The organism is Curtobacterium sp. KBS0715, from assembly GCF_005938005.2.
GTDB classification, from domain to species: Bacteria; Actinomycetota; Actinomycetes; order Actinomycetales; family Microbacteriaceae; genus Curtobacterium; species Curtobacterium flaccumfaciens.
Genome location: NZ_VCCA02000002.1, coordinates 63790 through 78661 on the forward strand (window position 1 = coordinate 63790; position 14872 = coordinate 78661).

Consider the following 14872-nt stretch of genomic DNA (forward strand, 5'->3'; position numbering starts at 1 on the left):
CGCACTCCCGCCGCACGAATACGCTGATGTGTCATGCCCCGTATCAGCAAGGTCCTCATCGCGAACCGCGGCGAGATCGCCGTCCGCATCATCCGCGCGGCCCGCGACGCGGGCAAGGCATCGGTCGCGGTCTACGCCGACCAGGACCGCGATGCCCTGCACGCCCGCCTCGCCGACGAGGCCTACGCGCTGAACGGCACCACGAGCGCCGACACGTACCTCGTCATCGACAAGATCATCTCGGTCGCCCGCCGCTCCGGCGCGGACGCCGTGCACCCCGGCTACGGGTTCCTCGCCGAGAACGCCGACTTCGCCCGCGCCGTCATCGATGCCGGGCTCGTCTGGATCGGCCCGTCGCCGGCGTCGATCGAGCGCCTCGGCGACAAGGTCTCCGCGCGCCACGTCGCCGAGAAGGTGGGCGCGCCGCTCGCCCCCGGCACCATCGAGCCCGTGCAGGACGTCTCCGAGGTCTTCGACTTCGTCGACCAGGTCGGTCTGCCCGTCGCGATCAAGGCGGCGTTCGGCGGTGGCGGTCGTGGTCTGAAGGTCGTCCGCGACCGTGCCTCGGTCGAGGAGCTCTTCGAGTCCGCCACGCGTGAGGCGATCGCCGCGTTCGGTCGGGGCGAGTGCTTCGTCGAGAAGTACCTGGACAAGCCGCGCCACGTCGAGACCCAGTGCCTGGCGGACGAGCACGGCAACGTCGTCGTCGTCTCCACCCGCGACTGCTCGCTGCAGCGTCGCCACCAGAAGCTCGTCGAGGAAGCCCCGGCGCCCTACCTGACGCCCGAGCAGCAGACCGCGCTGTACGAGTCGTCGAAGGCGATCCTGCGCGAGGTCGGCTACGTCGGTGCCGGCACCTGCGAGTTCCTCATCGGCGCCGACGGCACCGTGTCGTTCCTCGAGGTGAACACCCGCCTGCAGGTCGAGCACTGCGTCTCCGAAGAGGTCACCGGCATCGACCTGGTGCGCGAGCAGTTCCGCATCGCCGAGGGTGGCGTGCTCGACTACTCGGACCCCACGCCGCGGGGGCACTCGTTCGAGTTCCGCATCAACGGCGAGGACCCGGGTCGCAACTTCTTCCCCGCGCCCGGCCCCGTGCACGCCTTCAACGCACCGTCCGGCCCCGGTGTCCGTGTCGACTCGGGCGTCGTCTCCGGTGACGTCGTGTCCGGCTCGTTCGACTCGATGCTCGCAAAGCTGATCGTCACCGGCGCGACCCGTGCCGAGGCGCTGGAGCGTTCGCGTCGTGCACTCGCCGAGTTCGAGGTCACCGGTCTGCCGACCGTGCTCCCCTTCCACCGTGCCGTGGTGTCGGACCCGGCGTTCGCGACGGCCGACGACGAGCCGTTCAGCATCTACACGCAGTGGATCGAGACCGACTTCGTCAACGACATCCCGGCGTGGAGCGGCTCCCCCGAGGAACTTCCGGCCCCGGCTGCGCGCGAGAGCGTCGTCGTCGAGGTGCAGGGCAAGCGCATCGAGGTCACCATGCCGTCGATCGTCGGTGGCGGTGCTGCCGGTGCCGGTCTCGCCGGTCGTCGTCCCGCCGGCCCCACCGCTCCCCCGAAGCGCCGTTCGTCGGCCGTCCGCGGGGGCCTGGCGAAGTCGGGGTCGTCCGTCGCGTCGCCGATGCAGGCCACCGTGGTGAAGCTCGCGGTCGCCGAGGGTGACACCGTGGTGAAGGGCGACCTGCTCGTCGTGCTCGAGGCCATGAAGATGGAGCAGCCCGTGCAGGCCCACAAGGACGGCGTCGTCACCGGCCTGAACGCCCCGGTCGGCCAGACGGTCTCGTCCGGTCACGTGCTGCTCGAGCTCGCGTAGCGCGGGCGCTTCTTCTCGCAAAACACCGGTGTTCGCCGGTTGAACACGCGCACACCGCGGTTCGACTCGTGAACACCGGTGTTTTGCTTCATCGAACACGATGCACTCCGGCTGCCTCGAGTGCCACGGGGCCGTTGCCGCCCGGCTCGACATCCGGCCACGTCACGCGGACGACCCTTCGGACGGAGCGGTGCGCACGGAGCCGGTCCTCTCGGAGCTTCTCGTCGATGACGACGCGCTCAGGGGTCCGACCAGCGCGCATCGTCCGGTCGCGGTACTTGACCAGCCCGTCGAACTCCACGACCACGCCGGCGTCCTCGAACCAGAAGTCCACCCGGCCGATCAGGCCGGCCGCATCGCGGAACTCCTGCTGCAGCACCGGCGCCGGGAACCCCGCTTCTGCCCAACACAGCCGCGCCACTGATTCACCCGGCGAGTCAGCAGCCGCGTCCGCGAACTCGATCGCCCGTCGTGCGCGGGTGGACGCTCGCGGACGAGGCTCCCGACTGCGTAGTTCAGCGAGCAGCGCTTCCGGCGACACTCCTCGGGCCAGCACCGCGTCCAACACGACCACCGCAGTGCGGAACGACGCTCGGAGCGCGACGTCGACCCCGGTGACCACGAGGGTCGTGACGGGCAGGCCGCCGACGCTCGCACAAGCGATCGGACGACCCGCCCCTCCGACCTTCTGCAGATGGGCGCGACGTTGGCCGGTGGCTCGACGCGGATCGGTGGCGACGACGTGCTCGGGGAACTCTCCGAGCCACGGGAGTCCGAGCATCGCCACAGCCGACTCGTGGGAGATCACGAGGGCGGGGTGGATGTTCGGCGCGACCGCTTCGACCCGTGCACGATGGCGCTCCGCTGCAGTCGCTGCTTCGAACGCGTCTCGGTCGACGTACCGGCCGGCCGTGAGGCGGATGAGGGTCCCTCGGCGTGCGGCCTCCGCGAGCCGTCGGTGCGCTCTCGGATCGGGATCGCCCGGAGCCGCGCCGAACACCGTGATGTGAGCCATGGCCCCACCGTCACGGCTCTCGCACGGCCCACACGACGACGACCCGCTCTTTGTGATCAGCCCTCGCTCCCCCACCCCCTGTGGAGGAACAGCAAAACACCGGTGTTCGCGCTCTGCACCGCGTTGTGCGGGTGTTCAGAGCGCGAACACCGGTGTTTTGCGGACCGGTGCCCTACGACACCAGGGGGCGCACCGCGGCGGCGAGGGCGTCGACCAGGCGCTGGGCCTCGGCGGGGGTGTCCGCGACCGTGTCGATGTAGACCTTCACCTTGGGCTCGGTGCCGCTCGGACGGACGATCACCCGGGCGGCGCCGGACAGGTCGTAGCGCAGGATGTCCGAGGGCGGGAAGCCCGCCACCCCGTCGGCGTAGTCCGTCACCGTCTGCACGGACAGTCCGCCGAGCGAGGTCGGCGGCGTGGCCCGGAGCGACGCCATGATCTCGCCGATGCGCGACAGGTCGTCGACGCGCGTCGCGACCTGCCCCGAGGCGAACGCTCCGAACTCGGCAGCGAAGGCCTCGAGGTGGTCGGCGATCGTCGAGCCCGACGCGGCGAGCTCGTCGGCGAGGGACAGCAGCTCCAGCGCAGCCGAGATGCCGTCCTTGTCCCGCACGACCGACGGGTCGACCAGGTACCCCAGGGCCTCCTCGTACCCGAACAGCAGCCCGGGCACCCGCGACACCCACTTGAAGCCGGTCAGGGTGTCGCGGTACTCCAGCCCGTGGCGTGCAGCCACCCGGGACAACGCCGGCGACGAGACGATCGACGCGGCGAGGGTGCCGGTCGCGCCGGACTCCGACGCCCGTGCGGCGGCCCGCCACCCGAGCAGCCAGCCGACCTCGTTGCCCGACAGTCGACGGTAGGAACCGGAACCGTCCGGGATCGCGAGTGCGAGCCGGTCGGCGTCGGGGTCGTTCGCGATCACCAGGTCGGCGCCGACGGCGAGGCCGCGGGCGATCGCCAGGTCCATCGCGCCGGGCTCCTCGGGGTTCGGGAACGACACCGTCGGGAACGCACCGTCCGGCTCGATCTGCTCCGGCACGACCGCCGGCTCGGCGAACCCGGCCGCCGCGAACACCGCGCGAGCGGTCTCCCACCCGACGCCGTGCATGGCCGTGTAGACGACCTTCGGCTGCGCATCGCCCGCGAGTGCGGGAGCGGGCACGATCGCGGCCGTGGCAGCCACGTAGGCGTCGACCAGTGCCGACGTCGCGACGGTGTAGTCCGTGCCGCGCGGCAGGTCCGTGACGGACCCTGCGGCGACGGCGTCGATGGCGTCCGCGATCTCGCCGTCGACGGGCGGCACGATCTGCGAGCCGTCGTCGTCCTGACCGAGGTAGACCTTGTACCCGTTGTCCCGCGGCGGGTTGTGGCTCGCCGTGACCATGACGCCGGCACCGACGTCGAGGTGCCGGACGGCGAACGCGAGCACCGGCGTCGGCAGGGCCGAGGGCAGCAGGGTGACCTCGAGCCCGAGGCCGCGCATGACCTCGGCCGAATCACGTGCGAAGACGTCCGAGTTCACCCGGCCGTCGTACCCGATCACGACGCTGCGCGAGCGCCCGGTGTCGATGAGGAACCGTGCGAGCCCCGCAGCAGCCTGAGTCACGACGACCCGGTTCATGCGGAGCGGGCCCCAGCCGAGCTCCGCGCGGAGTCCGGCGGTGCCGAACTGCAGCCTGCCGTCGAACCGCTCGGCGAGCGCCCGGACAGCGGGACCGTCACCGTCGGCCGCCGCGTCGATCGCCGCGGTCAGCTCGTCGCGGGTCTCCGGGTCGGGGTCCTGCGCCAGCCACGCCCGCGCGATGCCGAGCACCTGGTCGAGGTCGAGCTTCACGACGCCGGCTGCCCGAGTGCGGCGACCACGCGTGCGAGCAGGTCGGCGATCACCGGCTCGGCCTGCTTGCCGGCCTCGAGGACCTCGGTGTGCGACAACGGGGTCTTCTGGATGCCCGCGGCGAGGTTCGTGATGAGCGAGAACCCGAGGACCTCCATGCCGGCCTGGCGGGCGGCGATGGCCTCGAGCGCCGTGGACATGCCCACGATGTGCCCACCGATGGTCTTCGCCATCTGGACCTCGGCCGGGGTCTCGTAGTGCGGGCCGCGGAACTGCGTGTACACGCCCTCGTCGAGCGACGGGTCGACCGTCCGGGCCAGCTCGCGCAGCCGCGCCGAGTACAGGTCGGTGAGGTCGATGAACGTCGCGCCCTCGAGCGGGCTGTCCGCGGTCAGGTTGATGTGGTCGCTGATGAGCACCGGCGTGCCCGGGGTCCAGTGCTCCTTGATGCCGCCGGCACCGTTGGTGAGCACCATGATCGAGGCACCGGTCGCCGCCGCCGTGCGGACGCTGTGCACGACCCGACGGACCCCGTGGCCCTCGTAGTAGTGGGTGCGGGCACCGATGACGAGCGCGTGGCGGCCGTCGTCGAGGCGGATCGACCGGATCGTGCCGGAGTGTCCGGGGACGGCCGAGGCGCTGAACCCGGGGACCTGCTCGGCCGGGATCTCGGAAACGGTCTCACCGATGATGTCGGCGGCCTTGCCCCAGCCCGAGCCGAGGGTCAGGGCGATGTCGTGCCGCTCGATGCCGGACTGTTCGGCGATGGCGGCTGCGGCGTCCCGCGCGACCTCGAATGGGTCAGCAGCGGGGTCGTTCAGCGGGTTCTCGGTGCTCATGCCCCAACTCTAAAGGGCGGACGCCCGCCCCAGCGGCCGCCGCCGCGCCCGCCTCAGTGCTCGCCGAGCGCCCGGTCCACCGCCGCCGTGATCTCGCCCTGGTCGAAGTGGTTCGCGATGACGATGACCTCGGCGTAGGTGTCGCCGATCGCCTCGACGAACTCCTGACTCGTCAGGATCACGTTGGCGTCGTCGGAGACGTCCCGCACGGACGCGACGTCCGCTGCGACGACGGACGCCGAGAGCCCGAGGGCGTCGAGCGCCTTCTCGGCGTTCACCTTGAGGATGCCGCTCGAACCGATGCCGGCGCCGCAGATGGTCACGATCTTCACGCGGAGACCCCCATGATCGCGCGGACCTCGTCCGCCGTGGTCGCCGCCGCGATCCGCCCGGTCACGGTGGCGTCGTTGAACAGGTTCGCGATCTCGCCGATCGACTCCAGGTGGGTGCCGACCTCGGCCACCGCGAGCCCGAGCACCACACGGACGGGGTCGTTGTGCGGGTGGCCGAACGCCACCGGAGCAGCCAGCGTCACGATCGCGAGTCCGTCCCGCACGACGGCACCACCCGGCCGGGCGTGCGCGAACGCGAGCCCCGGCGAGATGACGATGTACGGCCCGTGCTCCTCCACCATGCCGATCATGGCGTCGGTGTACTCGTCGGTGGTGGCGCCCGAGGCGACGAGCGCACCGCCGACCAGTCGCATCGCGTCACGCCACGCGGGCGCGTCCGCACCGAGGAGGACGGCGGTGTCCGGCAGCGGTGGCAGTCCCATGCGTCAGGCCTCCTGGTACCCGGCCGTGATGGTGGCGATGATCTCCTCGCGGTCCTCGAGCGGCAGGAACGACCCGAGCGCGGCGTTGATCTGGAACGCGGCCAGGTCGTCGAGGTCGTAGCCGAACGTGCCCGCGAGCAGCGCGAGCTCCTTCGACAGCGAGGTCCCGCTCATCAGGCGGTTGTCGGTGTTCACCGTGACGCGGAAGCCGAGCTGGTAGAGCACGTCGAACGGGTGGTCGGCGAGGTCGTCGCCCCACGCGGCGATCGCACCGGTCTGCAGGTTGGACGACGGCGAGACCTCGAGCGGGATCTCGCGGTCACGGACCCACGAGGCGACCTCGCCCAGGGAGGCCAGCGTCGAGCCGTCCCCGGCGTCGGACAGGGCGACGTCCTCGAAGATGCGGACGCCGTGCCCGAGGCGGAGCGCCCGGCCGTCGACGAGGGCGGACCGGATGGAGGCGAGCCCGTCGGCCTCGCCCGCGTGCACGGTGACGGGGAACAGTTCGGAGGCCAGGTAGTCGAAGGCGGCGCGGTGGTTCGAGGCGGGGAACCCGGCTTCGGCACCGGCGATGTCGAAGCCGACGACCCCGGCGTCACGGTGGCGGACGGCGAGCTCGGCGATCTCGAGCGACCGGTCGGCGTGCCGCATCGCGGTGACGAGCTGGCCGACGCGGATGCGCCCGCCGGCGGCGTCGACGGCTTCCTCGATGCCGGCCTGCACGGCCTCGACCGTCTGGTCGAGGGTCAGTCCGCCCTGCAGGTGCTGCTCCGGCGCCCAGCGGACCTCGCCGTAGACGACGCCGTCGGCGACCAGGTCCTCGACGAACTCGCGGGCGATCCGGGTGAGCTGCGGTGCGGTCTGCATCACCGACGTGGTGACGTCGAACGTCTTCAGGTACTCGACCAGCGAGCCGGAGTTCGACTGGTCGGCGAACCACTGCCCGAGCTCGGCCGGGTCGGTGGTGGGGAGCGACACACCCGCCGCCGCTGCGAGCTCGATGATGGTCGCGGGACGCAGGCCGCCGTCGAGGTGGTCGTGCAGCGAGACCTTCGGCAGGTCGTTGATGACCGCCCCGGCGTCGGGCAGGCGGTAGGTCGGGGCGTCGGCGCTCATGCCCCCAGGCTATCGGTGGTCACGGCCGCCGCGCAGGCACCTGTGCACAACCCACAACCGAAGACACTGGAGGCTCCCCACAGCTGTGCAGGGAGCCTCCGGTCGGTCGGGTCGCCGGGTTCAGGACCCGATGCGCTCGCGCACGATCGGCCCACGTGCCGCGGCAGCGGAGCCCGCCGGGCCGATGGTCCACGCACCCTCGAGCGACTCCAGCGCGCGCGGGATCCGAGACGCGTCGTCGGAGTGCAGCGTCCAGAGCGGCTGTCCCTCGGTCACGGTGTCCCCCGGCTTGACGTGGAGCTCGATGCCCGCACCTGCCTGCACCGGGTCCTGCGCGCGGGCACGGCCGGCCCCGAGCCGCCAGGCCGAGACGCCGAACGGCAGCGCGTCCTGCTGCGTGAGGACCCCCGACGTCCCAGCGGTGACGACGTGCTGTTCGCGGGCCACGGGCAACGCGGCGGACGGGTCCCCGCCCTGCGCCTCGATCATCCGACGCCAGGTGTCCATGGCGCGGCCGTCCGCGAGCGCCGCTGCGGGGTCGGCGTCGGGCAGTCCGGCCAGCGTGAGCATCTCGGTCGCGAGCGCCACGGTGAGCTCGACGACGTCGGCGGGGCCGCCGCCGGCGAGCACCTCGACCGACTCCCGCACCTCGAGCGCGTTGCCGATCGTCAGCCCGAGCGGGACCTCCATGTCGGTCAGCAGCGCCGAGGTCGCGACCCCGGCGTCGTTGCCGAGGTCGACCATGGTCTGCGCGAGCTCCCTGGACGCCTCGTAGGTCGGCATGAACGCGCCGGACCCGAACTTGACGTCGAGCACGAGCGCACCGGTGCCCTCGGCGATCTTCTTCGACATGATGCTCGACGCGATCAGCGGGATGCACTCGACCGTGCCGGTGATGTCGCGGAGCGCGTAGAGCTTCTTGTCCGCGGGGGCCAGCCCGGACCCGGCGGCGCAGATGACCGCGCCGACGTCCTGCAGCACCTGCATCATGCGGTCGTTCGAGATGGACGCCTGCCACCCGGGGATCGACTCGAGCTTGTCGAGCGTGCCGCCGGTGTGGCCGAGTCCGCGGCCGGACAGCTGCGGCACCGCGACGCCGAACGACGCCACCAGGGGTGCCAACGGCAGGGTGATCTTGTCGCCGACCCCGCCGGTGGAGTGCTTGTCGACCGTCGTCTTGCCGAGCGACGAGAACGACATCCGCTCCCCCGACGCGATCATCGCGAGCGTGAGGTCCTTGATCTCACGCCGCTCCATCCCGTTCAGGAAGATCGCCATCGCCATCGCGGCCATCTGCGGGTCCTCGACGTAGCCGCGGGTGTACGCGTCGACGAGCCAGTCGACCTCGGCGGTGCTCAGGGCCCCGCCGGAGCGCTTCGTGCGGATGAGGTCGACGGTGTCGAACGGCTCGACGGCCATGTCAGTGCTCCTGCTGGTAGGTGGCGAGGGTCCGCGGCCCGAAGGCGTCCGGCAGGACCTCGTCGATGGTGCGGATGCCGGAGAGCGTCTCGAGGAGCATGCCCTCGGTCGAGTGCTCGAACAGCAGCTGGCGGCAGCGGCCGCACGGCATCAGGGTGGCCCCGTCTCCGTCGACGCACGTGAACGCGACGAGCTTGCCGCCCCCGGTCATGTGCAGCTGCGACACGAGGGAGCACTCCGCGCAGAGCGTCACCCCGTAGCTCGCGTTCTCGATGTTGCAGCCGGAGACGATCCGCCCGTCGTCGGTGAGCGCCGCGGCGCCCACCGGGAACGACGAGTACGGCGCGTAGGCGCGCCGCATGGCGGCCGTGGCGGCGTCCCGCAGGACGCCCCAGTCAACGTCGTCGGCCGGGAGGCCCGTGGCGGCGTCCGTCGGGTCGGTGGCGGTGACCGCCTGGTCACCTGGTTGCTGCGTGTCGGTCATGTGTCGTGCCTCCAGGCCGTCAGCTCTTGATGTAGGGCTTGCCGGACGCGGCGGGGCCGCGCGACTGCCCGACCAGGCCGGCCACGGCGAAGATCGTCACCACGTACGGCAGCATCAGCAGGAACTCGCTGGGCACGGGTGAGTCGATCGCTCCGAGCGTGTTCTGCAGGTTCGACGCGAAGCCGAACAGCAGCGCCGCGAGCGTCGCCTTGATCGGGTCCCACCGGCCGAAGATGACGGCGGCCAGCGCGATGTAGCCGGCGCCCGCGGTCATGTCCTTCGTGAACGGCCCGACCGCGTCGAGGGTGAAGTACGCCCCACCGAGACCGGCGATCGCACCGGCGAGGGAGACGTTCCAGAACCGGGTGCTCGTGACGTTGATGCCCACCGTGTCGGCGGCCTGCGGGTGCTCGCCGACGGCGCGGAGGCGCAGGCCCCAGCGGGTCTTGAACAGCCCGAAGGTGACGACCGCCACGGCGATGTAGGCCAGGTAGACGACGACCGTCTGCTCGAAGAACACCGGACCGATGACCGGGATCTGGTGCAGCAGCGGGATCTCGACCTTCGGGAACCGGATGCCGATGTTGAGGGTCTCCTCGTTCGGGGAGAGCACCTGCGAGTACAGGAAGCCGGTCAGGCCGGAGATGAACGCGTTGATGACGACACCGACGATGACCTGGTCGACCAGGTACTTGATGCTGAACGCCGCGAGGACGAACGACACGAGCATGCCGGCGACGAGTGCGGCGACGAGGCCGACCCAGGGCGACCCGGTGATCGACGCGACCATCGCGGAGCTGAACGCACCGGCGAGGAACTGGCCCTCGATCGCGATGTTCACCACGCCGACCCGCTCGGAGATGACGCCGCCGAGGGCACCGAACACGAGCGGGACGCTCAGGCTCAGCGCGCCGAGCAGCAGGCCGGGGATCGGCAGGGACGAGCCGGCCGCGGCCCAGGTCAGGAACCCGATGACGAAGACGACCGCGAACACCGACGTGACCCACAGCGGGACCCGGCGGAGTGCCCGCGTCTCGATGAACGCGTACACGGTCAGGATCGCGAGCAGGACGATGACGACGATGCCCGTCCCGAGCGCGGGCAGCGGGACGTTCGGCAGCGCGAAGAAGTCACCGGCGTTCGCGAGACGGAACGTGGTGGTGCCGGAGCGCGGCAGCAGGCCGAACAGCACGATCGCGATGAGCGTGAACACGCCGTACCCGATCGGGAGCTTCCAGCTCCTGGTGGTCTCGACCGGACGGTCCGCGAGCGGCGACGCGGGGGCCGCGGTGGGGCTGATGGTGCTCATGCGGCGACCGCCTTCTTGCTGGTCTTGCTCGTCTTCGTGCGCTTGCGTGCACCCGGCTGCGGGATCCGGAAGATCGCGCGGACGAGCGGCGGCGCCGCGATGAAGAGGACGATGAGGGCCTGGATGACCCCGACGATGTCGATCGGGATGCCGTTGGCGGCCTGCATGGCGTAGCCACCGTTCTTCAGCACGCCGAACAGGATGGCCGCCCAGAACACACCCCAGGGCTTGGAGCGGCCGAGCAGGGCCACGGTGATGGCGTCGAAGCCGATGCCGGCGTCGATGCCCGAGGTGAAGCCCGAGGTGACGGCGCCCTGCACCTGGTAGGCGCCGGCGATGCCGACCAGGGCACCGGAGATCAGCATCACCCAGATGGTCAGCGACGGGACGCTCATGCCGGCCACACGCGCGGCACGGGGGTTCTCACCGATGGTGCGGAACCGGAAGCCGAGCGACGACTTGTTGACGAGCCACCAGACGACGACGACCGCGATGATCGCGACGATGAACCCGAGGTCCACGCCGTACCGCACGCCGAAGAGCTGCGGCAGCAGGGCGCTCTCCTTCGTGGCGGGCGAGATCGGGTTGCTGCTGCCCGGGGCCTGCAGCAGGCCCGGGGTGCGGAGCAGGTAGCTGACCAGGTAGAGCGCGACGTAGTTGAGCATGATCGTGACGACCACCTCGTTCGCACCCGTCCGGGCCTTGAGCACCCCGACGATGCCGCCCCAGACCGCGCCGCCGACGATGCCGGCGAGGATCGTGAGCGGGATGTGGATCGCGGCGGGCCCGTCGAACGAGAACCCGACCCAACCGGCGGCAGCGGCGCCCATCAGGATCTGGCCCTGGCCGCCGATGTTGAACAGCCCGGCGCGGAACGACAGCGCGATCCCGAGCCCGGCGGCGATGAGCGGCACCGAGTAGTCGACGGAGCGCGTGAGCGGCCCGATCGCCTGCTGGAACGAGTCCGCGCCGAAGTTGAACACCGAGCCCTGGAACAGCGAGGCGTACGCGCCGCCGACCGCGGTGCCGACCGCCTGGAGCATGTCCGTCGGGCGGGCGAAGAAGTACCCGGCCGTGGCACGGACGTTCTCGTCCGTCACCGCGATGAGGATGCCGCAGGCGACCAGCGCGAGGACGACGGCGAGCACCGTGACGAGCACGGAGCCGTTCAGGATCCCCTGCAGGGCGGCCTGCCAGCGGTCACCACCGGCACCGTTGCGGCGCTCGGTGTCCTCCGCCGAGTCCGTCATCAGGTGCGGGGTCGACTCGACCTCCTGCAGACGGTCGTCGGTGAGCGGGGCGTCCGCGGTGCCGTGCGCAGCCGGGGTCGGCTGCTGCGTGTTGTCTGGCGGTGGGGTGGTCACGCGGCCAGCTCCGTTCCTTCTGGGATCTCCCCGGCCATCATGAGGCCGAGGACGTCGCGGGGGGTGGTCGCGGGGACGATGCCGACGATGCCGCCGCGGTACATCACGGCGATGCGGTCGGCCAGGGCGACGACCTCGTCGAGCTCGGTGGAGACGACGATGACCGGCACCCCGGTGTCGCGGGTGGCGACGATGCGCTTGTGGACGAACTCGATCGAGCCCACGTCGATGCCGCGGGTGGGCTGCGCGGCGACGAACAGCCGCAGTTCACGGCTCAGTTCGCGCGCCAGGACGATCTTCTGCTGGTTCCCGCCGGACAGCCGACCGGCCGCGGTGGTGCGACCGGGCGTGCGGATGTCGAACTCCGCGATCTTCTCGTCGGCGAAGGCGTCGCGTTCCGCCGACCGGATCGTGCCGGCGCGGACGAACTCGGCGTGGTCGGCCCGGTCGAGCATCAGGTTCTCGGCGATGGTGAACTCGCCGACCAGGCCGTCCTCCTTGCGGTCCTCGGGGACGAAGCCGACGCCCGCGTCGAGCACCTGCTTGACGCTCCGGCCGGTGAGTTCCCTGCCGTCCAGGGTGATCCGGCCGGCGTGGGCGGGCTCGAGGCCCATGATCGCCTCGGTGAGCTCGGTCTGGCCGTTGCCCTGCACCCCGGCGATCGCCAGGACCTCGCCGCGACGCACCGTGAAGGAGACGTCGTCGACGAGCACGATGCCGGACGGGTCCGTGACGGTGAGGTGCTCGACGACCAGGGCGTCGTCGCCACCGGTCGAGGGTTCCTTGTCGACCACGAGCGAGACGGCACGGCCGACCATCAGCGCGGCCAGCTCGTTGTTCGTGGCGGTCGGCGAGGCTTCGCCGACGACCTTGCCGAGACGGATGACCGTGATGCGGTCGGCGACCTCGCGCACCTCGCGCAGCTTGTGGGTGATGAAGACGATCGCGGTGCCGGCTTCGCGGAGCTGGCGCATGATGCCCATCAGCTCGTCGGTCTCCTGCGGGGTGAGGACGGCCGTCGGCTCGTCGAACACCAGGACGGAGGCGTCGCGGGACAGCGCCTTGATGATCTCGACGCGCTGCTGCACGCCGACGGGCAGGTCCTCGACCTTGGCGTCGGGGTCGACGTCGAACCCGAAGCGGTCGGAGATCTCCTGCACGCGCTTGCGGGCACCGGCCAGGTCGAGCCGCCCGCCGAAGGTGGTCTGCTCCTGCCCCAGCATCACGTTCTCGGCGACCGTGAACACGGGCACGAGCATGAAGTGCTGGTGCACCATGCCGATGCCGGCGCGCATGGCGTCACCGGGGCCGTCGAAGTCCTGCACCACGTCGTCGAGCAGGATCTCGCCCTCGTCGGCGTCGTACAGGCCGTACAGGACGTTCATCAGGGTGGACTTGCCGGCGCCGTTCTCACCCAGGAGGCAGTGGACCTCACCCGGCTCGACGGTGAGCGAGATGTGGTCGTTGGCGACCAGGGCGCCGAACCGCTTGGTGATGCCGCGGAGTTCGAGCTTCATGTTCGGGAGTCTATTTCTGTCTCGCGCGCGCCACGCGGGCGCACGGTGTCGCGTGCACCCCGCGGATGCACGATGTGGTGTGCGCCACCCGGGCGCACGAGAACGCGGGCGAGGGATGTTCCCCCGCCCGCGTTCGCCGGGTCAGGACTGGGTCTTGACCTTGATCGAGCCGTCGATGATGCCGGCCTTCACGTCGTCGAGCTCGCCCTGCAGGCCCTTGTCGACCTTGGACTCGAAGTCGTGGAACGGCGCGATGCCGACACCGTCGTTCTCGAGGGTGCCCACGTACGGGTCCTTCGAGAACTTGTCGTCAGCCGCCTGCTCGACGACGTCCTTCACGGCCGGGCGCATGCCCTTCTCGACCGAGGTGAAGGCGATGTCCTTGTAGCGGGGGTCGGCCTCGTAGAGGTCGCTGTCCGCACCGATCAGGACGGAGCCGTTGTCGGCGTCCTTGATGGCCTCGGCAGCGGACTGGTAGATCGGGCCACCGACGGGCAGGATGACGTCGGCGTCCTGGTCGAGGAGCGTCTGCGCGACCGACTTGGCCTGCGTGCCGGCCTCGAAGCCACCGGTGAAGGAGCCCTTGCCGGTGTCGACGTTCCAGCCGACGACCTTGACGTCCTTGTCCTTCTGCTCGTTGTAGTACTTCACGCCGTCCGCGAAGCCGTCCATGAAGATGGTGACGGTCGGGATCTGCATGCCGCCGAAGGTGCCGACGACGCCGGTCTTCGAGTAGGACGCCGCCGCGTAGCCGGCGAGGAACGCCGCCTGCGAGGTGTCGAACGTGATCGGCTTGACGTTCTTCGCGTCGATCGAGTTGTCGTCGATGATCGCGAAGTCGGTGTCGGGGTTCGCAGCGGCCTGCTTCTTCGTGGCGTCGGCCAGGTTGAAGCCGACGGTCACGACGAGGTTGCAGTTCTGGCCGATGAGCTGCTCGATGTTCGAGTCGTAGACGGTGGCGTCCTTCGACTCGGCCTCCTTGTAGGTGGCACCGAGGTCCTTGGCGGCGTCCTTCATGCCCTCGTAGCCGAGCTGGTTGAACGACTTGTCGTCGAACCCACCGGCGTCGGAGACCATGCAGGGGCGGAAGTCGGTCTTCTTCGCCGAGTCGGTGGTGGACGGCGCCGAGGCGCAGCCGGCCAGGACGGCGACGGTGCCGGCGAGCGCGAGGCCGCTGAGGACGACCTGTCGGGTACGAGATGTCACGGGTTGGTTCCTCCGGGGAGCGTGCCCGGACCACGTGCGTTCCGGGCGATCGTGGCGACAGTACACGACCGTCGGGCCGGTACAGGACCCGTTGCGGGGGTCCTGCGGATCGGTTACGGGATCGCGACCCCGCCGAAACGCGCCCGTAACGCAGGGTCGCACACAGACCC

13 protein-coding genes are annotated in these 14872 nt (G+C 70.7%); 1 reads left to right on the forward strand and 12 read right to left on the reverse strand.

Translation table 11 applies throughout. From position 1 onward, the window contains the following. Positions 1–33: 33 nt before the first annotated feature. Positions 34–1821, forward strand: coding sequence for a biotin carboxylase N-terminal domain-containing protein (locus FFG40_RS16750; RefSeq protein ID WP_138803773.1), 1788 nt, complete (start codon positions 34–36; stop codon positions 1819–1821). Positions 1822–1909: 88 nt separating this feature from the next. Here the strand turns inward: FFG40_RS16750 and FFG40_RS16755 are convergent, their stop codons facing one another. From FFG40_RS16755 to FFG40_RS16810, 12 genes are all read right to left on the reverse strand, one after another. Next, positions 1910–2836, reverse strand: coding sequence for a hypothetical protein (locus FFG40_RS16755; RefSeq protein ID WP_138803774.1), 927 nt, complete (start codon positions 2834–2836; stop codon positions 1910–1912). 172 nt (positions 2837–3008) lie between these two features. Further along, complete coding sequence (locus tag FFG40_RS16760; protein WP_138803775.1) at positions 3009–4673, reverse strand: phospho-sugar mutase; 1665 nt, start codon at positions 4671–4673, stop codon at positions 3009–3011. Continuing rightward, entirely contained in the window at positions 4670–5512 is an 843-nt protein-coding gene (locus tag FFG40_RS16765) for a purine-nucleoside phosphorylase (protein WP_111056107.1), read from the reverse strand. The genes FFG40_RS16760 and FFG40_RS16765 overlap by 4 nt, the downstream gene beginning before the upstream one ends. A gap of 53 nt (positions 5513–5565) precedes the next feature. Continuing rightward, positions 5566–5844 (reverse strand): PTS sugar transporter subunit IIB, encoded by a 279-nt coding sequence (locus FFG40_RS16770; RefSeq protein ID WP_027466460.1) that lies wholly within the window; start codon positions 5842–5844, stop codon positions 5566–5568. After that, positions 5841–6287 carry a PTS sugar transporter subunit IIA gene (locus tag FFG40_RS16775; protein ID WP_138803776.1) on the reverse strand — a complete coding sequence of 149 codons (447 nt, stop codon included), beginning with the start codon at positions 6285–6287 and terminating at the stop codon, positions 5841–5843. Before FFG40_RS16775 ends, FFG40_RS16770 begins: the two co-directional genes overlap by 4 nt. A gap of 3 nt (positions 6288–6290) precedes the next feature. Next, positions 6291–7403, reverse strand: a complete 1113-nt coding sequence (locus tag FFG40_RS16780; RefSeq protein ID WP_071244264.1) for an adenosine deaminase — start codon at positions 7401–7403, stop codon at positions 6291–6293. A gap of 120 nt (positions 7404–7523) precedes the next feature. After that, positions 7524–8822, reverse strand: coding sequence for a thymidine phosphorylase (locus tag FFG40_RS16785; protein ID WP_138803777.1), 1299 nt, complete (start codon positions 8820–8822; stop codon positions 7524–7526). 1 nt (position 8823) lies between these two features. Further along, positions 8824–9306, reverse strand: coding sequence for a cytidine deaminase (locus FFG40_RS16790; RefSeq protein ID WP_138803778.1), 483 nt, complete (start codon positions 9304–9306; stop codon positions 8824–8826). Between the two features lie 19 nt (positions 9307–9325). After that, a complete protein-coding gene (locus FFG40_RS16795) occupies positions 9326–10615 on the reverse strand; it encodes an ABC transporter permease (RefSeq protein WP_111056109.1) in 1290 nt (429 codons plus the stop codon). Then, a complete protein-coding gene (locus tag FFG40_RS16800; protein WP_173034510.1) occupies positions 10612–11979 on the reverse strand; it encodes an ABC transporter permease in 1368 nt (455 codons plus the stop codon). Before FFG40_RS16800 ends, FFG40_RS16795 begins: the two co-directional genes overlap by 4 nt. Beyond that, a complete protein-coding gene (locus FFG40_RS16805; protein ID WP_138803779.1) occupies positions 11976–13496 on the reverse strand; it encodes an ABC transporter ATP-binding protein in 1521 nt (506 codons plus the stop codon). Before FFG40_RS16805 ends, FFG40_RS16800 begins: the two co-directional genes overlap by 4 nt. A 141-nt stretch (positions 13497–13637) precedes the next feature. Beyond that, positions 13638–14702 (reverse strand): BMP family protein, encoded by a 1065-nt coding sequence (locus FFG40_RS16810; RefSeq protein WP_027466452.1) that lies wholly within the window; start codon positions 14700–14702, stop codon positions 13638–13640. Between the last annotated feature and the right edge of the window lie 170 nt (positions 14703–14872).

Excerpts from the sequence above, each read along its gene's own strand:
- FFG40_RS16750 (WP_138803773.1), top strand. The coding sequence starts at position 34 with ATGCCCCGTATCAGCAAGGTCCTCATCGCGAACCGCGGCGAGATCGCC.
- FFG40_RS16755 (WP_138803774.1), bottom strand. The coding sequence starts at position 2,836 with ATGGCTCACATCACGGTGTTCGGCGCGGCTCCGGGCGATCCCGATCCG.
- FFG40_RS16765 (WP_111056107.1), bottom strand. The coding sequence starts at position 5,512 with ATGAGCACCGAGAACCCGCTGAACGACCCCGCTGCTGACCCATTCGAG.
- FFG40_RS16775 (WP_138803776.1), bottom strand. The coding sequence starts at position 6,287 with ATGGGACTGCCACCGCTGCCGGACACCGCCGTCCTCCTCGGTGCGGAC.
- FFG40_RS16780 (WP_071244264.1), bottom strand. The coding sequence starts at position 7,403 with ATGAGCGCCGACGCCCCGACCTACCGCCTGCCCGACGCCGGGGCGGTC.
- FFG40_RS16785 (WP_138803777.1), bottom strand. The coding sequence starts at position 8,822 with ATGGCCGTCGAGCCGTTCGACACCGTCGACCTCATCCGCACGAAGCGC.
- FFG40_RS16790 (WP_138803778.1), bottom strand. The coding sequence starts at position 9,306 with ATGACCGACACGCAGCAACCAGGTGACCAGGCGGTCACCGCCACCGAC.
- FFG40_RS16795 (WP_111056109.1), bottom strand. The coding sequence starts at position 10,615 with ATGAGCACCATCAGCCCCACCGCGGCCCCCGCGTCGCCGCTCGCGGAC.
- FFG40_RS16805 (WP_138803779.1), bottom strand. The coding sequence starts at position 13,496 with ATGAAGCTCGAACTCCGCGGCATCACCAAGCGGTTCGGCGCCCTGGTC.